This is a genomic window from Anoxybacillus sp. FSL W8-1294, from assembly GCF_037965005.1.
In the GTDB taxonomy this organism is placed as follows: Bacteria; Bacillota; Bacilli; order Bacillales; family Anoxybacillaceae; genus Anoxybacillus; species Anoxybacillus flavithermus_G.
Genome location: NZ_CP150179.1, coordinates 947,997 through 971,794, shown reverse-complemented (window position 1 = coordinate 971,794; position 23,798 = coordinate 947,997). Strand labels below are relative to the sequence as shown.

General features: G+C 42.2%; 28 protein-coding genes. 1 reads left to right on the top strand and 27 read right to left on the bottom strand.

The genetic code is table 11. From position 1 onward, the window contains the following. Positions 1-51 precede the first annotated feature (51 nt). Positions 52-999 carry a 4-hydroxy-3-methylbut-2-enyl diphosphate reductase gene (locus tag NSQ23_RS05100; RefSeq protein ID WP_004889489.1) on the top strand — a complete coding sequence of 316 codons (948 nt, stop codon included), beginning with the start codon at positions 52-54 and terminating at the stop codon, positions 997-999. Between the two features lie 9 nt (positions 1,000-1,008). On the opposite strand, the gene NSQ23_RS05095 is transcribed toward NSQ23_RS05100, so the two are convergent. The 27 genes from NSQ23_RS05095 to grpE all read right to left on the bottom strand — a co-directional run bounded on the left by NSQ23_RS05095 (position 1,009) and on the right by grpE (position 23,754). After that, entirely contained in the window at positions 1,009-2,127 is a 1,119-nt protein-coding gene (locus NSQ23_RS05095; RefSeq protein ID WP_339173479.1) for a Nif3-like dinuclear metal center hexameric protein, read from the bottom strand. Then, the gene (locus NSQ23_RS05090; RefSeq protein WP_339174298.1) at positions 2,124-2,834 is read right to left on the bottom strand and encodes a tRNA (adenine(22)-N(1))-methyltransferase TrmK; all 711 of its coding nucleotides are present in this window, start codon (positions 2,832-2,834) and stop codon (positions 2,124-2,126) included. The genes NSQ23_RS05095 and NSQ23_RS05090 overlap by 4 nt, the downstream gene beginning before the upstream one ends. 85 nt (positions 2,835-2,919) lie before the next feature. Then, positions 2,920-3,282 (bottom strand): cytochrome c550, encoded by a 363-nt coding sequence (gene cccA / locus NSQ23_RS05085; RefSeq protein WP_004889486.1) that lies wholly within the window; start codon positions 3,280-3,282, stop codon positions 2,920-2,922. A 109-nt stretch (positions 3,283-3,391) separates the two neighbouring features. Beyond that, positions 3,392-3,925 carry a hypothetical protein gene (locus NSQ23_RS05080; RefSeq protein ID WP_339173476.1) on the bottom strand — a complete coding sequence of 178 codons (534 nt, stop codon included), beginning with the start codon at positions 3,923-3,925 and terminating at the stop codon, positions 3,392-3,394. A 74-nt stretch (positions 3,926-3,999) separates the two neighbouring features. After that, entirely contained in the window at positions 4,000-5,118 is a 1,119-nt protein-coding gene (gene rpoD / locus NSQ23_RS05075) for an RNA polymerase sigma factor RpoD (protein WP_192953960.1), read from the bottom strand. Continuing rightward, the gene (gene dnaG / locus NSQ23_RS05070) at positions 5,111-6,925 is read right to left on the bottom strand and encodes a DNA primase (RefSeq protein ID WP_339173473.1); all 1,815 of its coding nucleotides are present in this window, start codon (positions 6,923-6,925) and stop codon (positions 5,111-5,113) included. Before dnaG ends, rpoD begins: the two co-directional genes overlap by 8 nt. Positions 6,926-7,220: 295 nt before the next feature. Beyond that, entirely contained in the window at positions 7,221-8,027 is an 807-nt protein-coding gene (locus tag NSQ23_RS05065) for a pyruvate, water dikinase regulatory protein (protein WP_339173471.1), read from the bottom strand. A 12-nt stretch (positions 8,028-8,039) separates the two neighbouring features. Further along, positions 8,040-8,669: a helix-turn-helix transcriptional regulator gene (locus NSQ23_RS05060; RefSeq protein WP_171699729.1), complete on the bottom strand. Its 630-nt coding sequence runs from the start codon at positions 8,667-8,669 to the stop codon at positions 8,040-8,042. A 91-nt stretch (positions 8,670-8,760) separates the two neighbouring features. Continuing rightward, positions 8,761-9,522, bottom strand: a complete 762-nt coding sequence (recO, locus tag NSQ23_RS05055; RefSeq protein WP_004889478.1) for a DNA repair protein RecO — start codon at positions 9,520-9,522, stop codon at positions 8,761-8,763. Between the two features lie 19 nt (positions 9,523-9,541). Continuing rightward, positions 9,542-9,685 (bottom strand): YqzL family protein, encoded by a 144-nt coding sequence (locus NSQ23_RS05050; RefSeq protein ID WP_004889477.1) that lies wholly within the window; start codon positions 9,683-9,685, stop codon positions 9,542-9,544. 99 nt (positions 9,686-9,784) lie between these two features. After that, positions 9,785-10,693: a GTPase Era gene (era, locus tag NSQ23_RS05045; RefSeq protein WP_171699695.1), complete on the bottom strand. Its 909-nt coding sequence runs from the start codon at positions 10,691-10,693 to the stop codon at positions 9,785-9,787. A 67-nt stretch (positions 10,694-10,760) separates the two neighbouring features. After that, positions 10,761-11,147 carry a diacylglycerol kinase family protein gene (locus NSQ23_RS05040; RefSeq protein ID WP_004889475.1) on the bottom strand — a complete coding sequence of 129 codons (387 nt, stop codon included), beginning with the start codon at positions 11,145-11,147 and terminating at the stop codon, positions 10,761-10,763. A 6-nt stretch (positions 11,148-11,153) separates the two neighbouring features. Next, positions 11,154-11,621: an rRNA maturation RNase YbeY gene (ybeY, locus tag NSQ23_RS05035; protein WP_129000576.1), complete on the bottom strand. Its 468-nt coding sequence runs from the start codon at positions 11,619-11,621 to the stop codon at positions 11,154-11,156. A 56-nt stretch (positions 11,622-11,677) separates the two neighbouring features. After that, on the bottom strand, positions 11,678-12,640 hold the full coding sequence (locus NSQ23_RS05030; RefSeq protein ID WP_339173466.1) for a PhoH family protein: 963 nt from the start codon (positions 12,638-12,640) through the stop codon (positions 11,678-11,680). A gap of 3 nt (positions 12,641-12,643) precedes the next feature. After that, positions 12,644-13,828 carry a sporulation protein YqfD gene (gene yqfD / locus NSQ23_RS05025; protein WP_339173464.1) on the bottom strand — a complete coding sequence of 395 codons (1,185 nt, stop codon included), beginning with the start codon at positions 13,826-13,828 and terminating at the stop codon, positions 12,644-12,646. 12 nt (positions 13,829-13,840) lie between these two features. Continuing rightward, complete coding sequence (gene yqfC / locus NSQ23_RS05020; protein ID WP_004889469.1) at positions 13,841-14,125, bottom strand: sporulation protein YqfC; 285 nt, start codon at positions 14,123-14,125, stop codon at positions 13,841-13,843. A gap of 53 nt (positions 14,126-14,178) precedes the next feature. Next, complete coding sequence (locus tag NSQ23_RS05015; RefSeq protein WP_004889468.1) at positions 14,179-14,517, bottom strand: hypothetical protein; 339 nt, start codon at positions 14,515-14,517, stop codon at positions 14,179-14,181. Positions 14,518-14,524: 7 nt separating this feature from the next. After that, positions 14,525-15,514, bottom strand: a complete 990-nt coding sequence (gene floA / locus NSQ23_RS05010) for a flotillin-like protein FloA (protein WP_339173459.1) — start codon at positions 15,512-15,514, stop codon at positions 14,525-14,527. Next, on the bottom strand, positions 15,511-16,173 hold the full coding sequence (locus tag NSQ23_RS05005; protein ID WP_339173457.1) for an NfeD family protein: 663 nt from the start codon (positions 16,171-16,173) through the stop codon (positions 15,511-15,513). Before NSQ23_RS05005 ends, floA begins: the two co-directional genes overlap by 4 nt. 92 nt (positions 16,174-16,265) lie before the next feature. Then, the gene (locus tag NSQ23_RS05000) at positions 16,266-16,709 is read right to left on the bottom strand and encodes a GatB/YqeY domain-containing protein (protein WP_004889461.1); all 444 of its coding nucleotides are present in this window, start codon (positions 16,707-16,709) and stop codon (positions 16,266-16,268) included. Between the two features lie 14 nt (positions 16,710-16,723). Then, a complete protein-coding gene (rpsU, locus tag NSQ23_RS04995; RefSeq protein WP_003393897.1) occupies positions 16,724-16,897 on the bottom strand; it encodes a 30S ribosomal protein S21 in 174 nt (57 codons plus the stop codon). 100 nt (positions 16,898-16,997) lie between these two features. Beyond that, the gene (gene mtaB, locus NSQ23_RS04990; RefSeq protein WP_004889459.1) at positions 16,998-18,350 is read right to left on the bottom strand and encodes a tRNA (N(6)-L-threonylcarbamoyladenosine(37)-C(2))-methylthiotransferase MtaB; all 1,353 of its coding nucleotides are present in this window, start codon (positions 18,348-18,350) and stop codon (positions 16,998-17,000) included. Positions 18,351-18,360: 10 nt separating this feature from the next. After that, on the bottom strand, positions 18,361-19,110 hold the full coding sequence (locus NSQ23_RS04985) for a 16S rRNA (uracil(1498)-N(3))-methyltransferase (protein ID WP_339173453.1): 750 nt from the start codon (positions 19,108-19,110) through the stop codon (positions 18,361-18,363). Between the two features lie 14 nt (positions 19,111-19,124). Continuing rightward, positions 19,125-20,063 (bottom strand): 50S ribosomal protein L11 methyltransferase, encoded by a 939-nt coding sequence (prmA, locus tag NSQ23_RS04980; protein ID WP_064214127.1) that lies wholly within the window; start codon positions 20,061-20,063, stop codon positions 19,125-19,127. 24 nt (positions 20,064-20,087) lie between these two features. Further along, entirely contained in the window at positions 20,088-21,209 is a 1,122-nt protein-coding gene (gene dnaJ / locus NSQ23_RS04975; RefSeq protein WP_339173450.1) for a molecular chaperone DnaJ, read from the bottom strand. Positions 21,210-21,341: 132 nt separating this feature from the next. Further along, positions 21,342-23,159 (bottom strand): molecular chaperone DnaK, encoded by a 1,818-nt coding sequence (dnaK, locus tag NSQ23_RS04970; RefSeq protein WP_339173448.1) that lies wholly within the window; start codon positions 23,157-23,159, stop codon positions 21,342-21,344. A 13-nt stretch (positions 23,160-23,172) separates the two neighbouring features. Continuing rightward, positions 23,173-23,754 carry a nucleotide exchange factor GrpE gene (gene grpE, locus NSQ23_RS04965; RefSeq protein ID WP_339173446.1) on the bottom strand — a complete coding sequence of 194 codons (582 nt, stop codon included), beginning with the start codon at positions 23,752-23,754 and terminating at the stop codon, positions 23,173-23,175. Positions 23,755-23,798 lie beyond the last annotated feature (44 nt).

The window sequence follows — 23,798 nt, the reverse complement described above, 5'->3', positions numbered from 1 at the left end:
CTTCTTTTATATAATGAAGACGACAAACACGCCAAGAAGGAGCGAATCCATATGGAAGTCATTAAAATTACGCCACGCGGATATTGTTACGGAGTCGTTGATGCGATGGTCATCGCCCGCAACGCTGCGCTCGATCCGACATTGCCAAGACCGATCTACATTTTAGGTATGATCGTTCATAATAAACATGTAACGGACGCGTTTGAAGAAGAAGGAATTATTACACTTGACGGGCCAAATCGACTTGAAATTTTAGAAAACATCGATCATGGCACAGTCATTTTCACTGCCCACGGCGTTTCACCTGAAGTAAAACAACGAGCGAGAGAAAAAGGACTTGTCACCATTGATGCTACATGCCCAGATGTCACAAAGACGCATAATTTGATTCGCGAAAAGGTCGCTAACGGGTATGAAGTCATTTATATCGGTAAAAAGGGACATCCTGAGCCTGAAGGGGCAATTGGCGTTGCTCCACATGCTGTCCATTTAATTGAAACGCCTGAAGATGTAGAACAACTGGATATTCAATCGAAACGCATTATCGTGACAAACCAAACGACAATGAGCCAGTGGGACGTGGCACATATTATGGAAAAAGTAAAAGAAAAATATCCTCATGTCGAGATGCATCGTGAAATTTGTTTAGCGACGCAAGTACGGCAAGAGGCGGTCGCTGAACAAGCGAAAGAAGCAGATGTGACGATCGTTGTCGGTGACCCAAGAAGCAATAACTCGAATCGACTCGCACAAGTATCGGAACAGATTGCCGGAACGAAAGCGTATCGTGTTGCAGATGTAACCGAAATCGACATTGAATGGATTAAAGATGCAAAAAAAGTAGCGGTTACTGCTGGAGCATCTACACCAACGCCAATTACAAAAGAAGTTATCGACTTTTTAGAGCAATTCGATCCAAACAATCCTGAAACATGGAAACGCGAACGAAAAGTACCGCTAACAAAAATTTTACCGAAAGTGAAAAAAAGAGGCGAATAAGCCTCTTTTTTATATGAACGTAAACGGCTCTGTGTTGGCTTGCGATACGTATATATCGATATCAAACTTTTGTTGTGCACACATCGTTTTTAATACGTTTGCAACCCCTTCTTTCATCACCTTTTCGACGTGATGCCCAGGATCAACGACGTTTAAACCGAGCATTAACGCATCATGTGCAACATGATAATATAAGTCACCTGTTACATACACATCAGCACCGCTCATTTTTGCTTGATGAATATATTTATTTCCGTCTCCACCGATAACAGCTACTTTCCGAACGCGATTTGTTAACTCCCCAACAACACGAACTGTCGGCACGCGCAACGATGTTTTCACATGTTGTGCAAATTGCTGTAACGTCATCTCTTCACTTAATGTCCCAATTCGACCAAGTCCATATGTCGTTCCTTTATTGTCAAGTGGATATACGTCGTACGCTACTTCTTCATACGGATGAGCTTGTAACATCGCTTGAATGACTTTTCGTTGCAAACGTGCAGGAACAATCGTTTCGATGCGCACTTCTTCTACCGTCTCTAACTTCCCTTGTTGACCAATAAACGGATTTGCTCCTTCTTCTGGTAAAAACGTTCCCATTCCTTCGCTATTGAATGTACAATGGCTATAGTTTCCGATATGTCCCGCACCGGCATCACCAATGGCTTTGCGCACCGCATCTGCGTGTGTGCGTGGCACATATATAACGAGCTTTTTTAGCGGCTCTTCATATGTTGGAACGAGCACATCTACGTTTTGTAGTTGCAGTGCTTCAGCGAGCCAATCGTTCACACCACCTTTGGCAATATCTAAATTTGTATGCGCAGCATAAATAGCAATATTATGTTTAATACACTTTTCAATCATACGTCCATACGGCTGATCGGTCACAATATGTTTGAGCGGCCGAAAAATCGGTGGATGATGCGCAATAATTAAATCGATCTCATGTTCAATCGCTTCATCGACAACATGTTCTAATACATCTAACGTAATCATAATACGATGAATCGGCTTGTTTAACGTACCGATTTGCAATCCGATTTTATCGCCTTCCACCGCTAAATGTTTTGGAGCAAACTCCTCAAACAACTGGATGATTTCATATCCGTTTGGCGTTTTCATCGTTTTAAAGCCTCCTCTACCATTTGCAATGTTTCGAGAAATTGTTGCTTCTTTTTGATCGCCTCGTCCGTTTTCGCATACTTCAATTGCTCGATGACATTCTGCCAATGTTTCATTTCCATATCCCATTTTTTCCTAAACACTTCATTTCGCTCTTTCAATAAAAACGGACCGAGCAACAGCTCCACATGAAGTTGGGTGTACGGACGATAAGGATCACCACGTTCTGCAACAAGCACTTCGTATATTTGCCCATCCTCTTCCAAGATGCGCTCATCAATTAATTCCCATTCGTTATTTAGTAGCCATTGTCTTACGATATGTGCACCGACATTTGGCTGTAAAATAAGACGTTTTACAGCTTCTAACTTCTCTTTTCCATTTTCTAAAATGTTCGAGATGAGCGTTCCTCCCATTCCGGCTATTGTTACACAATCTACTTCATTAAGCGCTACAACTTGTAGACCGTCTCCTTTGCGAACGGAAATGACGTGAGAAAGCCCGCTCTTTGCGACTTGTTGCTTTGCAGAACGAAACGGTCCATCTGCCACTTCTCCAGCAATGGCTTTTGTTATGTATCCGTGCAAATACGCATAACACGGCAAATATGCATGGTCTGATCCGATATCCGCCAGTACGCTCCCTTTTGGAATAAATGACGCGACCGTTTGTAACCGTTTAGATAGCTGTAATTCGTTCACAAACATCACCCACACTTTTTTCTTCAGTTTATCATGTTTTGCAAAAAACGAAAAATCCCTTCACCGAAGTAAAGGGACTTTTTCGCTTCGTTTATTTTAATTCAGAAAGCCATTTTGCCATTGCGTCCGCTTGGTCTGCAGGAACTAATCCACCTGGCATGCTTCCGCGACCGTTTGTGATGACTTCTTTAATTTGGTCAACAGATAAACGATCCCCGACACCTTTTAATGATGGACCAACGCCACCTTCATAGTTAGCACCGTGACATGCTACACAGCTTTTTTTGTAAATATCTTCTGGACCTGCAGCAGCTGTCTCTTCTGTCTTTGCGCCGCCTTCTTTCTCTTTCGCAACCTCTTTCATATCTCCGAGGCCTTTCACAGACAGAAAGAAAATGAGTCCAATTCCCATCACCATAATAAGTACAAATGGGATTAATGGATTACGATTCATACTTTACCCTCCCTTATGTAATAAAGCATGTTTTTCAAAATGAAAACGTTACAAACAATTTTATTGTACTTTAAATTCCCATAAAGGAAAAGCCCTGTATGTAATTTTTTTAAATGAAAAATGAAGAAATAAAAAGGATGATACCAGCAATCCCGGAAATGATGAAATACGTAAGAGAGAAACGCCAACCAATCAATAACCAGACGAAACAATTGAACATAACTGCAACGGCTAATGCGCTCGTACTGCCTGAAAAGTAAACGTCACACAATCGAATCGAAAAAAGGAGGAGCGACAAAGCCCCAATAATAAGCGCAATATGTGTCAACATTTTGTTTTGTACAAAAAAACGAACAGCTATAAAACAAATTATGACAAAAAGTGACAAAATGAGCGTTTGCAAAACGAACGACAATTCAGTAAAATAAATGACAAGAAGGGCAAACGGTAAACATATGCCGATCATCACCGCGGTTGCGCGAATCGCCCATGTCGGCACTTGTCTCGCTGGCTGTTCAATATCGTCGCGATTTCCTTCCGTATACAACGCAAGCAAAAAGTCGCAATATTGTTCCGGTAGCAATCGCGTTTGTTTCCAATATTTAATTTCATTAATAATGATTTCTTTTCGTTTTTGTTCCATTGAATACGCATTCCTTCCTAAATAAAGAAATAGCTTACTTCCATTGTAAGAAGTAAACTATTTCTTGTAAACGGTTATTCTAAAAAGTCTTTTAAACGTTTGCTTCGGCTTGGATGACGCAGTTTCCGCAACGCTTTTGCTTCAATTTGACGAATGCGTTCGCGCGTGACGCCAAACACTTTTCCGACTTCTTCGAGCGTTCGCGTACGTCCGTCATCAAGACCAAAGCGAAGACGAAGCACATTCTCTTCCCGATCTGTTAGCGTATCTAATACGTCTTCAAGCTGTTCTTTCAATAGTTCATACGCGGCATGTTCAGCTGGAGATGTCGCATCTTGGTCTTCAATAAAATCGCCTAAATGTGAATCATCTTCTTCACCAATTGGCGTTTCAAGCGACACAGGTTCCTGAGCAATTTTTAAAATCTCGCGCACCTTTTCTGGCGTTAAATCCATCTCTTCTGCAATTTCTTCTGGAGATGGCTCGCGTCCTAAGTCTTGTAAAAGCTGGCGCTGAACGCGAATAAGCTTATTAATTGTCTCAACCATATGAACAGGAATACGGATCGTGCGTGCTTGGTCAGCAATCGCCCGCGTAATTGCTTGGCGAATCCACCATGTTGCATATGTGCTGAATTTATATCCTTTGCGGTAATCAAATTTTTCGACCGCTTTAATTAAACCCATATTCCCTTCTTGAATTAAGTCAAGAAAGAGCATACCGCGACCGACATAACGTTTTGCAATGCTCACAACAAGGCGAAGGTTTGCTTCAGCTAGGCGACGTTTGGCTTCTTCGTCACCTTGCTCAATGCGTTTTGCTAACTCAATTTCTTCCTCTGCCGACAATAACGGAACGCGACCAATTTCTTTTAAATACATACGAACAGGGTCATTAATTTTTACACCAGGCGGAACGCTTAAATCGTTTAAATCGAACTCTTCGTCTTTTAAATCATCGAAGTCCGGGTCATCTAAATCCGTATCATCTAGATCAGATTCACCGACAACTTCGATCCCTTGCTCACTTAAATACTCATAATATTCATCCATTTGATCGGAATCGAGATCAAACGGGGATAATCGCTCGGCAATTTCTTCATAGGTAAGAACACCACGTTTTTTACCTAGTTCAACTAATTGTTCTTTTACTTGTTCTAACGTTAAATCGGAATGTGTTGACTTTTCAGCCATTTATTCCCCTCCTTCCAAAATACAAAGACTTTCGCATCGCAATCATTTCGCTAGCAATACGTTTCGCGCGCTCATAATCTTTTTGACGTTCAGCTTCACGCAGTTCTGCTTCTTTTTGTTTAAGCAACTGCTCTTTCGGATAATTGAGCACGCATTGGAGGTAATCTTGTAACTCAGCCGATGAAATATTTTCGTTAATTGGCATCATCGACAATTCCGTAACAATGCGTTTTAGCTGCGAATCATGAATGCGTTCAAGCAACGAGCTCACATCGGGTTCGTGTCCTTCTTCGTAAAACGCATATACATAAGCAGCAATAGCGCGATGCTCCTCGATGTTGAACGCGCCTTCGATCGCCTCTTGTACCGTAAATGCGATCGATTTGTCGCGCAACATATGGGCAATTAACATTCGCTCCGCTTTTTGAAAAGCTGGTAGCAATTTCGCCTTCGCAGGTAAGATGACTGTTTCACGGCGCTCTTGTTTACGCTCTATTTGCTGTTTCTTTCCGTGAATCATCACTTGTTCCCGTAACGCATCGAGAGAGATCGAAAACTCATCCGCTAGTTGTCGCAAATAATAATCGGCTTCGATAGCATTAGATAAGCGACTAATTTCTCTGACTGCTTCTTCAATATAACGAAGCCGTTCGCTTTCATTTTGCAAATGGCGTCCGCGCTTCAAATATTCTAGCTTAAATGCGGTAAGCGATAAGCTCGCGTCAAGCACATGATGACGAAAGCGGTCAGCACCATATTTGCGCACGTACTCATCAGGATCGAGCCCGTCTGGTATCATCGCTACCTTAACATAGCAACCAGCTTCCGTCAGCGTCTCGGAAGCCCGAAGCGCAGCATCTATTCCAGCTCGATCACCATCGTAGCACACAATGACAGATGAAGCATTGCGCCGAAGCATGCGTGCCTGTTCTTCTGATAAGGCTGTTCCCATCGTTGCTACCGCATGGGAAAGGCCAGCTTGCACAGCAGCAATGACATCCGCAAATCCTTCAAATAACACCACTTGCTGCTTTTGGCGCATCGGTAACCGTGCCTCATGGAAGTGATATAAGATGTTGCGTTTGTTGAAAATAAGTGTTTCAGGACTATTTAAGTATTTCGGCTCTTCGTTTCCGATCGCCCTTCCTGAGAAAGCAACCGTCTCTCCGTGATGATTGTGAATCGGAAACATAATGCGGTGTCGAAAACGATCAAAGTATGAGTCCTCGCCTGACTTTTTTACAATTAACCCTGCCCTTTCCATAAGGGGAAGCGAAAAACCTTTATTTGTTAAAAATGTGACGGCCGCATTCCAAGCTGGCAAAGCGTATCCAATCTCAAACTGTTCAATGATTTCGCGGGTAAAGCCTCTTTGAAGCAAATAATTTAATGCTTCTTCTCCTTCATTTGTATGCATAAGCAAATGATGATAAAACTTTTTTAGCAACTCGTGCGCAGCAATCATCGTAGCTGTTTCTGTTCGCTCAGTTGGCAAATGATCATCAACGACGTGCGACAAATCAACATTTGCTCGTGGTGCTAGCCGTTTGACAGCTTCGATAAAAGAAACCCCTTCAATTTCCATCAAAAATGAAAACACATTTCCACCTGCCCCACAACCGAAACAATGGTAAATTTGCTTTTCAGGTGAAACGGAAAAAGAAGGTGTTTTCTCTCCGTGGAAAGGACATAACCCAAAGTAGTTGCGCCCTTGCTTTTTTAGTGAGACATACTGTTGAACGATGTCTACAATATCGACTGAGCGACGGATGTGCTCAACCGTTTCTTCAGGAATGCGTTGTCCCATATTTCAACAACTCCAAACATATTTCGACAAAACGTGTGGCTTTGTCCCAACGGTTTTGTATGTTTTTATTCTCCATCGCGCGAAACAATCCTTCTTTTTAAGAAAAAATATTGTCGAAAATCCCGATGCATTGTCACTTGACAATTAGCTATAAATAGTTTATTCGTCCTATGTTCAGTCTAAACCTGTTTTATCACAATTTTTTATTATAATATAAAAAACGTTAGTTGGCTATACAAATGTTTTTATAAAAAGGAAAAGCACATATCACACGTTGTGACTGTGCTTCACTTGTTTATTTTTCTCTTTTGCGCATAATATTTATAATGACATTCGCTGTTTCTTCAACGGCTTTGTTTGTTACATCGATAACTTCACAACCAATTTTCTTTACAATTTCATCAAAATATTGCAACTCTTCTTTAATTCGGTCAATGTTTGCGTAAATGGCACGATCATCTAATCCAAGTGATTTCAAACGCTCTCGGCGAATTTCATTTAACTTTTCTGGACTAATTTTTAGACCGAAACATTTTTTAGGCGAAACTTGAAATAGTTCTTCAAGCGGATCGACTTCTGGAACGATCGGCACGTTCGCGACTTTAAAACGTTTATGGGCTAAATATTGCGATAGTGGTGTTTTCGAGGTGCGCGATACCCCAATTAAAACGATATCAGCTCGCAAAATGCCACGAGGATCACGTCCATCATCATATTTTACCGCAAATTCGATCGCTTCAATTTTTCGGAAATAGTCTTCATCTAATACACGAACAGGACCTGGTTCACAACGTGGTGCCATTTGAAATAGTTGTTCCATTTGTTCAATGAGCGGTCCAATAATATCGTATACAGGAACTCCTTCACGTGCTGCCTCCGCTAATAAAAATTGACGCATCTCGGGTATAACTAATGTAAAGACGATAATTCCTCGGTTCATTTTTGCTAAAGCGACAACCTCTGATAGCGTTCCAACATCTTCTACGTACGGAACACGACGAAATTGAACGAGCGCTCCTTGAAACTGGCTCGCTGCTGCTTTCACAACGAGTTCGGCCGTCTCCCCTGCTGAATCGGATACGACATATACGATTTGACTCATATTTTTCCCCCTTTAAAGCACGTCTTCTTTTGCTAACGCGACAAGCACCTTTGTCATGTTTGTTTTTGTAATACGTCCAATGACTTCATACCCTTTGTCGACTTTTTTAACGACTGGCATCGCATCAATTTGTTTTTCAATTAGCTTTTGGGCGACATCAATCAACAAATCATCTTTTTCACAAAATGTAATATTCGGCATTCGCGTCATAATGATATTGACAGGAATAGACGTCAACTCCTGTTTTCCGATGCTGGCGCGCAGCAAATCTTTTCGGGATAGCACACCGACAAGCAGCGACTCTTCATCCACAACAAACAACGTCCCGACATCTTCTAAAAACATCGTAACAATCGCATCATAAACGCTCATGTTTTCATGAATGACAACCGGAATGGATTGATAGTCGCTCACCTTCATTTTCTTAATTTTATCAGCAAGCAACTGTGTCCCTGTTTTTCCTGTATAAAAATAGCCAACACGAGGTCTCGCTTCTAAATACCCTGCCATCGTTAAAATCGCTAAATCCGGACGTAACGTCGCACGTGTTAAGTTGAGCTTTTCAGCAATATGCTCCCCAGTAATTGGGCCGTGATCTTTGACGATTTGCAAAATTTGTTCTTGACGTTTATTGAGTTCGATTGTCGCTCACCACCTTACAATAGGCTACATTATAACATCATATTATAATTCATCTTCGTATTTTGCAAACAAAAGTGGGAAGCGGACAACGTTATATTTGTCCGCTTTTACCGTCCAACGTATGTAGTTGCTGTAAAAAACGTTTCGTCTTCAGCGAAAGGCCCGAATATTCGTCGTAATAAGCTGAAATAATCGTTTTTATTTGTTGTTTCGTTTCCGATTTGACAGCGATTTGACCGATGCGAGACAAATCAACGTAGTAAAAAAGGCGAAGTAATTTTAAAACCGATGGGGTCATCGGAATGCGGTGTGGATCGTGCTCAAAACAGCGGTGACACAAAAATCCTCCTTGTGCAATCGAAAAAGCAAACGTCCCTTCTTTTTCTCCGCAAATGGCACAGCCGTCTAACTTCGGATATAGCCCGAATGCCGGAAGCAGCTTCATCTCGTATATATACGTCAACACTTCCGCATCGAGTCCTTCGTTCATATATGTGAGCGTTTGTAAAAGAAGTTCAAATAAATATGGATTCGGGCGTCTTTCTTCCGTTGCTTTATCCGTCAATTCGACAATGTATGAAGCGTATGCTGTTAAAAAAATATCTTCACGTATATAGCGCATCGTTGAAAGCAATTCCCCTTGATGCAAGCTTCCAACCCCGCGACTTTTTTGAATTAAAAATATACCGTATGTAAATATTTGCGTGACAGAAGAAAGGCGGCTGCTCGGCTTTTTTGCTCCACGTGCCATCGCAGCAACCTTCCCCCATTCGCGCGTAAATATTGTGACGATTTTATTCGTCTCTCCATAGTCAATTGTTCGAATGACAATTCCTTCGCATTTTTCAAACATACAACATAACCTTCCAAAGTTACAGGACGTGGTAATCTCGTTCACTTAAATGATACGTAGAATCGCTCGCCTGCTCTTTCGTTTCGCGTTCTAGCTCCTTAAACAAAAGATACGTGTCAATATTTCCTGTTTGACTAAATAGCTTCCACGTAAAATCGAGCATCGAACCACACCTTTCTCTCGTTAGTTGACGGTGATTGAGCAGCTCACTTGTAGTTTGTCCGTTTGTCGCTGTCACAATGTTATTTAAAATTTTACAGCATTAATATTCATCTTCACGATAGCCAAGGTCTCGCAAATGTGCCATTTTATTACGCCAATCTTTTTGTACCTTCACCCACAACTCTAAAAACACTTTCGAACCGAGTAGCGCTTCGATATCAGCACGTGCACGTTGACCGATTTCCTTTAACATTTGACCGCGTTTGCCAATAATAATTCCCTTTTGCGAATCACGTTCAACGATAATTGTCGCCGCCACATATACGGTATCGCTATTTTCCCGACGTTCAATCGAATCGATGACAACTGCAATGGAATGTGGTACTTCTTCGCGCGTTAAATGGAGCGCTTTTTCACGAATAAATTCGGCGATAATAAATCGCTCCGGGTGATCTGTCACTTGATGCGCAGGATAATACTGCGGTCCTTCAGGTAAGTAGTTTTTAATTTGCTGCAACAACGTTTCTACGTTATTTCCTTGCAACGCTGAAATAGGAATGACTTCGGCAAACGAATGGAGTGAGCGATATTGCTCAATCAGCGGTAATAGATCATCAGGATGCACTTCATCAATTTTATTAATGACTAAAAACACTGGCGTTTGTACTTGTTTTAAACGTTCAATAATAAACTCGTCACCGCGGCCGAGCCCTTCTACAGCATTCACCATAAATAAAATTAAATCAACTTCTTGCAACGCGCTTTGCGCTACTTTCACCATAAAGTCGCCAAGCTTATGTTTCGGCTTATGAATGCCTGGCGTATCAATGAAAATGATTTGTGCGTCATCTGTTGTGTATACACCTTGAATTTTATTGCGCGTCGTTTGCGGTTTATCGCTCATAATCGCAATTTTTTGCCCGATGACGCGATTTAAAAATGTAGATTTCCCTACATTTGGTCGTCCGATAATTGCTACGAATCCTGATTTATATCCTTCCTGAATCATAAAAACCTCCATCGCATAAAGTTATGCTTGATTTTTATTTTACCAAAATATGAGCGCGATTTCACTACTATTTATGAAAATGTAAAGAATTTTTAAAAAATACATGTAAATAAGGCAAAAAAATGGAAATGCCAATGATGATAGAAAGAAAAGCAAAGACAAGTACGGCACCAGCTGCTAAGTCTTTTGCTTCCTTTGCCAATGGTCGATACTCATCCGTCACTAAATCGACCGCCCGTTCTATTGCGCTATTGACAATTTCCAGGCTGATAACGATACCGATCGTTATCAGCAACACAAGCCATTCCATTTTCGAAACGCGAAATACCGCTGCAGCGACGATCACAATAATCGCGGCTACGAGATGAATGCGCATATTTCGCTCATAACAAACCGCAAGACGAACCCCATTTAAAGCATACCATACGCTAGTGACAAATCGTTTCCAACGCACAATCGATCATCTCGTTAAGCCGAACTGTTGTAATAATTGCTCTTGTTTTGCAAACATTACTTTCTCTTCTTCTTCCGTTTCATGATCGTAACCGAGTAAATGTAAAAAACCGTGTACAGCTAGAAAACCGAGTTCGCGCATAAACGAATGACCGTATTGTTCTGCCTGCTCACGCGCTTTTGGAACGGAAATAATAATATCTCCAAGCACAGGTGGTACATCTATACCGACAATTTCAATTTCTTCTTCACCCATCTCCTCAAGGGCGAACGAAATAACATCGGTCGGCTGATCTTTTCCGCGATAATCGCGATTAATTTCGCGAATTTTTTCATTATCAACAAACGTGACGCTCACTTCTGCATCATCTGGCACATGCTCCTCTTTTGCAGCGTGTTGCAATAATTGCTCAATGAGATTAATCTGCTCTTCGGTCATCTCATTCGTTTCATCGATAAAATCAATAATTAACATACTCTTCCCTCTCTCCGTTAAAGTGCAAAAAGGACCCACATGAGTGCGGGTCACATTTACATTCCAGCATCTTCATATGCGGCGATAATTTTGCCGACAAGCGGATGGCGTACAACATCAGCTTGCTCCAAAAAGACGAATGAAATTCCGTTTACATTCGTTAAGATATCTTTTGCAATCATAAGCCCAGAACGAACACCTTTTGGTAAATCGACTTGCGAAATATCGCCGGTAATGACCATTTTCGAACCAAAACCAAGACGTGTTAAAAACATTTTCATTTGCGAAGGTGTTGTATTTTGCGCCTCGTCTAAAATGACGAACGCATCATCTAACGTTCTACCGCGCATATAGGCAAGCGGAGCAATTTCAATGGCACCGCGTTCAATTAATCGTTGTGTATGCTCATGACCGAGCACGTCATGAAGCGCATCGTAAAGCGGACGTAAATACGGATCCACTTTTTCTTTTAAATCTCCCGGCAAAAAGCCTAAATTTTCGCCCGCTTCCACAGCCGGACGCGTCAAAATAATGCGTTTGACTTGTCCGTTTTTCAATGCCTGTACAGCCATCACAACCGCTAAATACGTCTTTCCTGTTCCTGCTGGTCCGATGCCAAAAATTAAGTCGTGGCGCTGGATAGCTGATACGTATTGACGCTGACCGAGCGTTTTGACACGAATCGCTTTTCCTTTCGCGTTTTTTCCAATTTCTTCGTTGTATAGTTCAACGAAGTAAGAAATTGTTCCGTTTTTCGCCATTTGTAGTGCATAAAGCACATCTCGCTCGCTAATCACAATACCTTTACGAATAACAAGTAACAAATGGCGAAGCAATTCATCAACAAGCTCAACATGTTGCTTGCTTCCTGACACGCTTATCGCTTCTCCGCGCGTCACAATTGAAACACCGAGCTCCTGCTCAATGCGCTTTAAATGAACATCGTGCGTACCAAATAAAGCAAGCGCTTCATCTGCATTTTGTACGTTAGGGTAAATCGTGACAAACTGTTCCGACATTCCTCAATCTCCTTGAATAATTGGTTGTGGTGTCGCAATGTTTTCAATGACTTGGTAATGCATTTCTACTTTTACTTTACCATTCTCCTTCGTCACATGCAAAACTTTTTCACCTTGGATGGTCGCATCCGAAGGCAGCTGTCGCTTTAACTGTTCACGCGCGATTTGTTTCGCCACTTTCCTTGCTTGATCGTATGAATATTCACGAACAGCGATTTCTTTTTCGTGCCACACTGCTTTTTCATAGCGAATCGGTAACGTCCATGTCAAGAAACGAAACGTTTTTTCATCGACTTGTTTTTCAAATGTTGAAAATTTCTCTTTATGATTCCAAAAAAACGGGATTTTCCACGACCAAAAATGAACGTAATGTGTTTCGCGTTTTTTCCCTGTCAACATATAAAGTTCTGTTTTCATCGGAACGACGACTGTAGACTTGTACCACGTCTCACCTAAAATTTGACCGCGCGCTGGCACGATCTTTGTTTGTCCTTCTTTCCCAATAAATCCAGAAACGAGTAGTTGTCCCGGAACGACATGATCATTTATTTCTACAACTGCTTGCCCTTGCTCAACAAACATATACGTAATAACCGCTTTTTTCTTTGCAACAAGATGTTGGGGGGTATTCGATTTCGTTTCTGTCGGTTGCTTTTTTTCAACGACTCGGCAATATAGCGTTGTTCCACGCCATTCAACACCAATCCATGTTACCGCGTCCATATTCATTAACGTACGCTGGATCGTTTCGGGACTCGGAATCACAAACTGTAGCGCACCACGTTCAACCCCCATCTTTTTTAATTGTTGCCTCACCGTATGTTCTACTTCTGGATTTGCTCCTGTGATTTCAATGCGCCAAATCATATTAGACAATAAAAAAACGATGCATATAAAAGCAACTAGTCCGACAACGATACCGCTATTTTTCCATGACGCTTTCAACCAAAACGGTGCCCCATGTCGCTCAAGCACATATAGCTTACAACCACTTTTACGCATCGCTACTCGCACGTGGCGAATATCGCGAAGAAGTATATAACACGTGAGCGAATGTTCTCCCTCTCGCCTCACGTTCCATACGTATATCCCGCGGCGTGTAAATTCATTTAATAACCGTTCTAATCCTTTTCCAACAATACGTATGCGCAAGTTGCCTGACATTCGATACATCCACTCGTTTTTCACACCCGTCCCCCCCTATTCTTCTAAATATAATACTTGACTAATTTTCCCTTCGAGCAAAATTTCTTCTGGCAAAATCGTTTTAATGCTAAACGATTCCCCTTTAACAAGTAGCTGACCATTTTTTAACAACAAGCGTAATTCGCGATCTGTAAACAGAAGTAAACCGCGATGGTTTTCTATGTAAATATGAATATGCCCAATCATCGTAATGCGGGGGAGGTCAGCGACAACGTCCGCAGGCAGTTCCATTTGATTTGTTAACCATTGTCGCATTTTGTTTTTCCATTTTCCGATCATAAACAAAACCCCCTTTCATCTCATATGTATGAGCGAAATGGGGGTTATAGCACTTATTTTCTACCGTACGGACGCTTTGCGCGCGGCGGACCGAGTACCTCTGAAAAGATCACACCTTGCACGAGCGGATGTGTCGGCAATTGTTTCGTCTTTTTATGTTGCTCTTCTGCTGGCTGTGATACAGTCATTTGCTCTTGCACCTTCTTAACTGGACGCGTCGTCACTTTCGGTTCTACTTCTGTCACAACGACCGTTGTTTTTTGTTCTTGCTGTTGTGTTCGTTCAACTGTTTCCTCCACAGTTTTGATGCGTTTTCCAATCCAAGAAATAAACGCTCCTAAAATAAACACGACAAATATGTTATCAAGAAGCCAATCGATGAGCGTCATCATTTATTCCTCACCTTTTTTCCTCATCTGGGTTTTGTGTAAGTTTCCCAATCGAATCACGCATATTCGTGTCCGCCATAATGTTTTTTAAGTTCATGTAATCCATGACACCAAGCTTACCCGAACGGAGTGCTTCTGCCATCGCAAGCGGCACTTGCGCTTCGGCTTCCACGACTTTCGCCTGCATTTCTTGCACGCGTGCTTTCATTTCTTGTTCAAGTGCAACTGCCATCGCCCGACGCTCTTCCGCTTTCGCTTGTGCAATCTTTTTGTCCGCTTCCGCTTGGTCTGTTTGCAATTCTGCACCAATATTTTTCCCAATATCAATATCTGCAATATCGATCGATAAAATCTCAAACGCCGTTCCTGAGTCTAACCCTTTTGCTAAAACAGTTTGTGAAATCATATCTGGATTTTCAAGCACTTTTTTATGGTCATGTTGGGACCCGATCGTTGATACAATACCTTCCCCGACGCGAGCAATAATCGTCTCTTCCCCTGCGCCACCGACTAACCGATCAATATTAGCTCTCACGGTAATACGTGCTTTCGCCTTCACTTCAATGCCGTCCATCGCCACGCCAGAAATAAACGGCGTTTCAATGACTTTTGGATTGACGCTCATTTGTACCGCTTCTAATACATTTCGTCCTGCTAAATCGATTGCCGCACAACGTTCAAACGTTAAATTAATATTCGCTCGCTGTGCAGCGATTAAAGCGTTAACGACACGGTCAACATTTCCTCCGGCTAAATAGTGGCTTTCTAACTGGTTAGTCGTGACATCAAGCCCTGCTTTTTTTGCCTTAATTAGTGGATTAATGACACGTGATGGAATGACGCGGCGTAAACGCATCCCAATAAGCGTAAAAATACTAATAGGCACACCAGAAGCAAGCGCGGAAATCCAAAGCATAACTGGAACGAACGAAAAGAATACAGCTAATAACACAAGCCCTAACGCAATTGCAATAATAAATAAAAGTTGATCAGGTGTCATACGACTTCCTCCTCTTTTTTACATTCTCGAACGACGACTTTTAACCCATCTACATGAATAACTTCAATTGGTCGATGTCGTTCAATATATTCTCCTTCTGTGACAACATCTACACGTTCGCCATCAATGAGCGCTGTTCCTGCTGGCCGCAATACAGTGATGGCCACTCCGCGTTTCCCGACTAAATCCATACGTGCCTCATGGGACACATATCCTTCTTCATTCCGCTGTTCGTCGGTCAGCACTATTTTTTCAAAAAGCGCCATCTTCTTTTTGCTTACTCGGCTAAGCCATAATCCCATCATAAGCGCACCCACAATGGCTACTGCTAACGACATCGTAACAAATGGGGAATGTTTTGCTGCCAAAAATAAACTCCACACGAGCGTACCGAGCCCGAGAAAACCAATGACGCCACCTGGCACAAACAACTCAATGACTAACAAAATAAGACCAATAGCAAACAACATCATCGCCCCAACGCCGGTTAAACCAGCTGCTAAATGCGATGAGAAAAAAAGCAAAAAGCAAATGAGGCTTACAGTTCCTTTCCATCCCCAACGTGCATCGTATAGTTGCCAAACAAACAACACGCTGCCGGCGATGAGTAAAAGCGCAGCAAGAAACGGATGCGTAAAAGCAATAATGAAACCGGCCATCGTTTTTCCTCCCTTCACCTTTTATTATGTACGTATGGAAAGAAAAAAAGTTTCAAAAATGAAAAAACACCTTACGAACTCGTAAGGTGTTTTTAGCTTAAATGTTGTTGAACAAGTTTGTTCACGAGCGAGCCGTCAGCTTTTCCTTTCACTTTCGGCATGATCGCTCCCATCACTTTACCTATATCCGCTTTTGAGGAAGCACCGACTTCGGCAATCGTTTCTTTTACGATTTGCACAAGCTCTTCTTCGCTCAACTGCTTCGGCATGTAAAGTTCAAGAACCGTAATTTCTTCCTTGACTTTATCAACAAGGTCTGTGCGACCAGCTTTTTCAAATTCTTGGAGGGAGTCTTTACGCTGTTTTAATTCGCGAGAAAGTACGGTTAATTCTTCATCCTCGGTCAACGTTTTGCCAAGTTTAATCGCTTCATTTTGTAAAGCGGATTTCACCATGCGAATGACCGATAATTTGTCCTTCTCTTTGTTTTTCATCGCTTGCTTCATATCATTGTTCAAACGTTCGAGAAGACTCATAAATACACCCTCTTTTAATATTTGCGCTTTCTAGCCGCTTCAGACTTTTTCTTACGTCTTACGCTTGGCTTTTCATAGAATTCGCGCTTTCTTGCTTCTTGCAACGTACCTGTTTTTGAAACCGCACGTTTGAAGCGACGAAGAGCATCTTCAAGCGACTCGTTTTTACGAACGATCGTTTTTGACATCCTACTTCCCTCCCTCCGAACAAAACCGCTAATCCTTGGTACATGTTAAAACATGTACTTTCAAAGTATAATATAACCAAGCTCATAAGTCAACTTCTTTTTATGAGCTTAGCCGAATGGCTTCATGAGCATCGTCAATGACACGAACAAATTCCCCTTCGTTATATGGATAGCCTGCTTTTGTAATTTTCACTTTCACGAGTTGACCGACCATTTCTTCTGTTGCTGGGAATTTCACTTTTAAATAGTTATCCGTATAACCGACATATAATCCGCTCGTTGGATCTTCTTTATAAAGCTCTTCTGGAATGACTTCAAGCACTTGTCCTTCAAACTTTGATGCGTACTCTTTCGCTAGCTGATCGGAAAGTGCAATTAAACGATGCACGCGCTCGTTTTTCACTTCTTCATCGACTTGATCTGGCATTCTTGCGGCTGGTGTGCCTGTCCGTTTTGAGTATGGAAAGACATGCAGTTCGGAGAAGCGTTGCTCGCGAATAAATTCATATGTTTCCATAAATTCTTCTTCCGTCTCCCCAGGGAAACCGACGATTACATCTGATGTTACAGCTAAGTCTGGAAATACTTCACGTAAACGAGCTAGTCTCTCCGCAAAAAATTCAGTTGTATATTTGCGGCGCATTCGCTTTAACACCGCGTTTGAACCAGATTGCAACGGAATGTGTAAATGACGGACGATTTTATCCGATTGTCTCAATACGTCGATCACTTCATCTGTAATTTGGCTCGCTTCAATCGATGAAATGCGCAAACGTTTTAATCCTTTTACTTGCTCATCAATATCGCGCAACAACATGGCGAAATTGTAATCTTTCATATCTTCTCCATATCCGCCTGTATGAATGCCCGTCAATACAATTTCTTTATATCCCGCGTCAACGAGTTGTTGCGCCTGACGAATAACTTCTTTCGGATCGCGCGAGCGCATTAAACCGCGCGCCCATGGAATAATGCAAAACGTACAAAAGTTATTGCACCCTTCTTGAATTTTTAGCGACGCCCGCGTTCGATCGGTAAATGCAGGCACATCAAGCTCTTCATATACACGCGTTTTCATAATATTGCGCACACCGTTAATTGGCTGGCGTTGTTGTTTAAACTGCTCAATGTACTCTAAAATTTTGCTGCGATCTTGTGTCCCGATGACGATATCGACACCAGGAATCGCCATAACTTCCGCTGGAGACGTTTGCGCATAACAGCCCGTTACACAAACGACTGCATCAGGATTGCGGCGCACCGCGCGACGAATGACTTGACGGCTTTTTTTATCGCCTGTATTCGTTACTGTACACGTATTAATAACGTATACATCGGCGTGGCTTTCAAAGTCTTTTCGCTCGTATCCTGCTTGTTTAAATAACTGCCAAATCGCTTCTGTTTCGTAATGATTCACTTTGCATCCTAACGTATGAAATGCAACCGTTGGCATGTAGATCACCTCACCTAAGTTCCCATTCATAAGATACAGCGGATAATGCATATAATGGCGCTGTCTCTGCCCGTAAAATACGTGGCCCAAGACTGCATGCGACGAATCCATGTTCTTTTAATAACGCCACCTCTTGTTCAGAGAGGCCTCCTTCTGGTCCAAAAACGATGAGGAGAGAGTCCTCCTTGCTCATCGTTTGAAGAAGATGAGCAAACGAACGGTGACGTCCTTCTTTCGCCTCTTCTTCATACGCAATATATTTATAATTGATGTCGCGCGCCCATGCAATAAGTTCACGAATCGTCATCGGAGCACAAACAGATGGCATGTAAGCTCTGTGCGACTGTTCAGCCGCTTCTTTCACGATTTTTTGCCAACGTTCCACTTTTTTATCCCCTTTTTTCTCGTCCCATTTCACGATCGAACGAGAGGTGATAAGCGGAAGAAACCCTTTTGCTCCAAGCTCTGTTCCTTTTTGTAAAACGAGTTCGTATTTATCTCCTTTTAGCAATCCGCTTGCGACATATACGTGTACAGGAAGTTCAACGTTTGCCTCTATCCATTGTATAATACGGCAGTGAACAAAATCATTGGAAATTTGTTCGATCTCACAAAGCATCGTTTCACTACGTTCATTACAACAAAGAAGGCGATCCCCTTCATTCATGCGCATCACCCGTCCGATATGATGGACGTCATCGCCAGAAATCATGACGTGATCGCCAACGATTTGCTCGTTACGTACAAAATATCGTTGCAACACGAACACCCTTTTTATTGTTTTTTCGCAATAAACGCAACCCAGTCTTCCATCGTTAACGTTTCTTCAATGGTAAAACCAGCACGAAGAAGCCCTTCCTTCACTTCTTGTTTTTTCGTTTGAATGATACCTGATGTAATAAACACACCATCTGAACGCAACAGACGATACGCATCGTCGACAAAACGAAGAATAATTTCAGCTAAAATATTTGCGACGATGACATCTGCTTGTTCATCCATTCGATCAAGTAAATTGTTTTGCGAAACGGTGACAACATCGTGCACTTTATTCAACTTCACGTTCAATTTTGCACTTTCTACCGCAACTGGATCTAAATCGAGCGCATGGACACGCTTTGCCCCTAACATCGCAGCCGCAATGCTTAAAATGCCTGATCCTGTACCGACATCAACGACTGTATCCCCTTCTTTAACCGTTTTTTCAAGCGCTTGAATACACATAACTGTTGTCGGATGCGTGCCTGTACCAAACGCCATGCCCGGATCTAATTCAATAATTAATTCATCGCTTGAAACCGGTTCATACGTCTCCCATGTCGGAACGATCGTAAATCGCTCAGAAATTTTAACCGGATTGTAATACTTTTTCCACGCTGTTGCCCATTCCTCTTCATTCACTTCGCTAATTGTAATTTTATTTCGTCCAATGTCGATGTTATATAACATTAAGTTATTAATCGCTTGTTTAATTTCTTCGACCGTTTCACCTAAAAAACTATTCACCGGTAAATATGCTTTAATAATGACGCCTTCTTCGGGGTAATCGTCAGGATTGAGTTGGTAGATTTCCCCGTAAGTCGTTTCTCGTTCTTTCGTTAGTTCAAACGGATCTTCAATGACGACACCACCAGCACCTGCTTCGTGTAAAATATTTGAAATTGCCTCGACCGCTTCGTGTGTTGTATGAATGCTTATTTCTGACCATTTCATAAATCTACCAACTCCTCCTTCACGTTACTCCCCTTTAAATGCTCGCTTCACTTTTGCAAAAAAGCTGTCTTCTTGGCCATTCCCTTGACTGAGTTGTTCAAATTCACGCAACAATTGTTTTTGACGTTCCGTTAATTTCGTTGGTGTGACAACACGAACGCGAATATGTTGATCTCCTTTTCCGTACCCATGCACATTCGGTACTCCTTTTCCTTTCAAACGGAATTTTGTTCCTGTTTGCGTGCCAGCTGGAATTTTCAACTTCACTTTACCGTACAACGTTGGCACTTCAATATCCGCTCCGAGCGCGGCTTGTGTAAACGTAATTGGCATTTCACAATAAATGTCATCGCCATCCCGTTCGAAAAACTCATGTGGTTCAACGTGGAAAACGATATATAAGTCTCCGGATGGTCCTCCGTTTATTCCTGGTTCACCTTGACCCGCTAGACGCAATTGTTGGCCATCATCGACACCAGCTGGAATTTTGACATGAATTTTTTTTCGTTTTTTCACACGACCTGTTCCATGACATGTCGAACATTTTTCTTTAATAAACTGTCCTGTACCGCCACAATAATGACAAACGCGGCGGTTTACGATGCGACCAAACGGCGTCGCTTGTTCAATCGTTAATTGTCCTGTACCGTGACAATGTGCGCACGTTTCTTTTTTCGTTCCCGGCTTCGCACCCGAACCGTGGCACGTATCGCACGTTTCTTCACGTGGAATTTCAATATTTGTTTCCTTTCCAAAAACTGCTTCTTCAAACTTCAAACGCATCGTATATTGTAAATCGGCCCCTGCACGTGGCGCGTTCGGATCACGTCGGCGCCCTCCACCAAAAAAGCTACTAAAAATATCTTCAAAGCCACCGAATCCACCAAAATCAAAATCAGCGCCGCCAAATCCACCAAACTGTTGATTCGGATCGGTATGACCGAACTGATCGTAGTGCGCGCGCTTTTGGTCATCGCTTAACACTTCGTATGCTTCTTTTATTTCTTTGAACTTTTCTGCTGCATCGGGCGCTTTATTAATATCTGGATGATACTGTTTCGATAACTTTCGATACGCCTTCTTAATTTCTTCTTTTGTCGCGTTTTTACTCACACCGAGCACTTCATAATAGTCTCGTTTACTCATGATCACCCACTCCCGACTCGTTCACATGAACGTAATTTTATCATTGTCTCAACTTGTTGCGCAATACATTTGATGTTTCCATAGCAAAAAAGTCAAAGCCAAGGCAGGCCTGACTTTGACTTTTTCGTTTGTTTACTTATCTTCTTTCACTTCTTCAAATTCTGCATCGACGACGTTATCGTCTTTTTTGCCTTCGCTTTGTTGAGCTTGCGCTTGTTTAGCTGCTTGCTCGTATAGCTTAATTGAAAGCTGTTGGACAACTTCTTGCAGCGCATTTTTCTTCGCACGAATGTCTTCGATATCTTTTTTCTCAAGCGCTGCTTTTAACGCATCTTTTGCTTCTTGCGCTTTCTTCACATCCGCTTCGTCTACTTTTCCTTCCAATTCTTTTAATGTTTTTTCTGTTGTGAAAATGAGATGATCTGCTTCGTTGCGAAGTTCCACTTCTTCTTTCCGCTTCCGGTCTGCTTCTGCATTTTCTTCTGCTTCTTTAATCATGCGTTGAATTTCTTCTTCAGATAAGCCAGAAGAAGATTTAATTGTAATCGATTGTTCTTTATTTGTACCTAAATCTTTCGCACGTACGTGTACAATACCGTTTGCATCAATGTCAAACGTTACTTCAATTTGCGGCACACCGCGCGGAGCTGGTGGAATGTCTGTTAATTGGAAGCGACCGAGCGTTTTGTTGTCGGCAGCCATTGGGCGTTCACCTTGTAAAACGTGAATGTCTACCGCTGTTTGATTGTCCGCTGCCGTTGTGAAAATTTGCGATTTGCTTGTTGGAATTGTCGTGTTACGTTCAATTAATTTTGTAAAGACGCCACCCATCGTTTCGATACCGAGTGAAAGTGGTGTCACGTCTAACAACACAACGTCTTTCACGTCACCAGCAATGACGCCACCTTGGATCGCTGCACCAATTGCGACAACTTCATCTGGGTTTACGCCTTTATGCGGCTCTTTTCCGATTTCTTTTTTAATTGCTTCTTGAACAGCTGGAATGCGCGTTGAACCACCGACAAGAATAACTTTATCGATGTCCGCAGGCGTCAATCCAGCGTCTTTTAGCGCTTGACGAACAGGACCCATCGTGCGTTCAACTAAGTGTGCGGATAATTCTTCAAATTTTGCGCGCGTCAACGTCATTTCTAAGTGAAGTGGACCGTTTTCGTTTGCGCTAATAAACGGCAATGAAATTTGCGTTTGCATCACGCCAGAAAGTTCTTTTTTCGCTTTTTCCGCCGCATCTTTTAAGCGCTGCAATGCCATTTTGTCTTTCGATAAATCGATGCCGTGTTCTTTTTTAAATTCTTCAACTAAATAGTCGATGATAACTTGGTCAAAATCGTCACCACCAAGATGGTTGTCACCAGCAGTAGCTTTTACTTCGAATACACCGTCACCTAGCTCAAGAATGGAGACGTCAAACGTACCGCCACCAAGGTCGTATACGAGAATCGTTTGATCTTCATCCATTTTATCTAATCCGTACGCTAATGCTGCCGCTGTCGGCTCGTTGATGATACGCTCGACTTCTAAGCCTGCGATGCGGCCCGCATCTTTTGTTGCTTGACGTTGCGCATCGTTAAAGTAAGCTGGGACAGTAATGACCGCACGTGTCACAGGTTCGCCTAAATATGCTTCTGCATATGATTTTAAGTATTGTAAAATCATCGCAGAAATTTGTTGTGGCGTATATTCTTTTCCTTCGATTTGTACTTTATAGTCTGTACCCATATGGCGTTTAATTGAAATGATTGTGTTTGGGTTTGTAATCGCTTGACGTTTTGCGACTTCACCAACTAAACGCTCACCGTTTTTAAACGCAACGACAGATGGTGTCGTGCGACCTCCCTCTGGGTTTGGAATAACTTTTGGTTCACCGCCTTCTAATACAGCAACGCAAGAGTTTGTTGTACCTAAGTCAATACCGATAATTTTGCTCATCCATAATCCCTCCCTATTGATTTACTTTGACCATTGCTGGACGAATAACACGATCTTTTAGTTTGTAACCTTTTTGAAACTCTTCCACAACTGTGTTTGGTTCATAGTTTTGATCGTCGACTTGCATCACCGCTTGGTGCACATGCGGATCGAACGGTTTTCCAACCGATTCGATCGCTTCGACGCCTTCTTTTTTCAACGCTTCGATTAACGAACGATAAACCATTTCCATGCCTTGCAGTAACGATTTTGCTTTTTCATCTTCGACTTGCACTTGTAATGCGCGTTCAAAGTTATCTAAAATCGGCAACAAATCACAAACTAAGCTTTGCGCGCGATATTTTTCAGCCGCTTCCATATCTAAACGCACACGGCGACGATAATTGTCAAAATCAGCATGTAAACGAAGGAAACGATTTTCTGTTTCTGCCAACTTCGCTTCCAATTGAGCAATTTTTTCATAAGCAAGCGTTAACTCATCTTTTTCTTCTTGTTGCGTTGCTTCATTTTCCACTTGCTCTTCTGATGCTTGCTCGCTTTGTGCATCCTCATGTTGTTCAATCGTTTCATCATATGTACGCTGTTCTTTCTCCATCTTCTCACCTCCCTTAAACACTCGAAAAGCGGATGGGGAAATTC

Excerpts from the sequence above, each read along its gene's own strand:
- NSQ23_RS05100 (WP_004889489.1), top strand. The coding sequence starts at position 52 with ATGGAAGTCATTAAAATTACGCCACGCGGATATTGTTACGGAGTCGTT.
- NSQ23_RS05095 (WP_339173479.1), bottom strand. The coding sequence starts at position 2,127 with ATGAAAACGCCAAACGGATATGAAATCATCCAGTTGTTTGAGGAGTTT.
- NSQ23_RS05090 (WP_339174298.1), bottom strand. The coding sequence starts at position 2,834 with ATGTTTGTGAACGAATTACAGCTATCTAAACGGTTACAAACGGTCGCG.
- cccA (WP_004889486.1), bottom strand. The coding sequence starts at position 3,282 with ATGAATCGTAATCCATTAATCCCATTTGTACTTATTATGGTGATGGGA.
- NSQ23_RS05080 (WP_339173476.1), bottom strand. The coding sequence starts at position 3,925 with ATGGAACAAAAACGAAAAGAAATCATTATTAATGAAATTAAATATTGG.
- rpoD (WP_192953960.1), bottom strand. The coding sequence starts at position 5,118 with ATGGCTGAAAAGTCAACACATTCCGATTTAACGTTAGAACAAGTAAAA.
- dnaG (WP_339173473.1), bottom strand. The coding sequence starts at position 6,925 with ATGGGACAACGCATTCCTGAAGAAACGGTTGAGCACATCCGTCGCTCA.
- NSQ23_RS05065 (WP_339173471.1), bottom strand. The coding sequence starts at position 8,027 with ATGAGTCAAATCGTATATGTCGTATCCGATTCAGCAGGGGAGACGGCC.
- recO (WP_004889478.1), bottom strand. The coding sequence starts at position 9,522 with ATGTTTGAAAAATGCGAAGGAATTGTCATTCGAACAATTGACTATGGA.
- NSQ23_RS05050 (WP_004889477.1), bottom strand. The coding sequence starts at position 9,685 with ATGCTCGATTTTACGTGGAAGCTATTTAGTCAAACAGGAAATATTGAC.
- era (WP_171699695.1), bottom strand. The coding sequence starts at position 10,693 with ATGATTCAGGAAGGATATAAATCAGGATTCGTAGCAATTATCGGACGA.
- ybeY (WP_129000576.1), bottom strand. The coding sequence starts at position 11,621 with ATGTTAATTATTGATTTTATCGATGAAACGAATGAGATGACCGAAGAG.
- NSQ23_RS05030 (WP_339173466.1), bottom strand. The coding sequence starts at position 12,640 with ATGTCGGAACAGTTTGTCACGATTTACCCTAACGTACAAAATGCAGAT.
- yqfC (WP_004889469.1), bottom strand. The coding sequence starts at position 14,125 with ATGATCGGAAAATGGAAAAACAAAATGCGACAATGGTTAACAAATCAA.
- NSQ23_RS05015 (WP_004889468.1), bottom strand. The coding sequence starts at position 14,517 with ATGATGACGCTCATCGATTGGCTTCTTGATAACATATTTGTCGTGTTT.
- floA (WP_339173459.1), bottom strand. The coding sequence starts at position 15,514 with ATGACACCTGATCAACTTTTATTTATTATTGCAATTGCGTTAGGGCTT.
- NSQ23_RS05005 (WP_339173457.1), bottom strand. The coding sequence starts at position 16,173 with ATGGCCGGTTTCATTATTGCTTTTACGCATCCGTTTCTTGCTGCGCTT.
- NSQ23_RS05000 (WP_004889461.1), bottom strand. The coding sequence starts at position 16,709 with ATGAGTCTTCTCGAACGTTTGAACAATGATATGAAGCAAGCGATGAAA.
- rpsU (WP_003393897.1), bottom strand. The coding sequence starts at position 16,897 with ATGTCAAAAACGATCGTTCGTAAAAACGAGTCGCTTGAAGATGCTCTT.
- mtaB (WP_004889459.1), bottom strand. The coding sequence starts at position 18,350 with ATGCCAACGGTTGCATTTCATACGTTAGGATGCAAAGTGAATCATTAC.
- prmA (WP_064214127.1), bottom strand. The coding sequence starts at position 20,063 with ATGAAATGGTCAGAAATAAGCATTCATACAACACACGAAGCGGTCGAG.
- dnaJ (WP_339173450.1), bottom strand. The coding sequence starts at position 21,209 with ATGAGTAAACGAGACTATTATGAAGTGCTCGGTGTGAGTAAAAACGCG.
- dnaK (WP_339173448.1), bottom strand. The coding sequence starts at position 23,159 with ATGAGCAAAATTATCGGTATTGACTTAGGTACAACAAACTCTTGCGTT.
- grpE (WP_339173446.1), bottom strand. The coding sequence starts at position 23,754 with ATGGAGAAAGAACAGCGTACATATGATGAAACGATTGAACAACATGAG.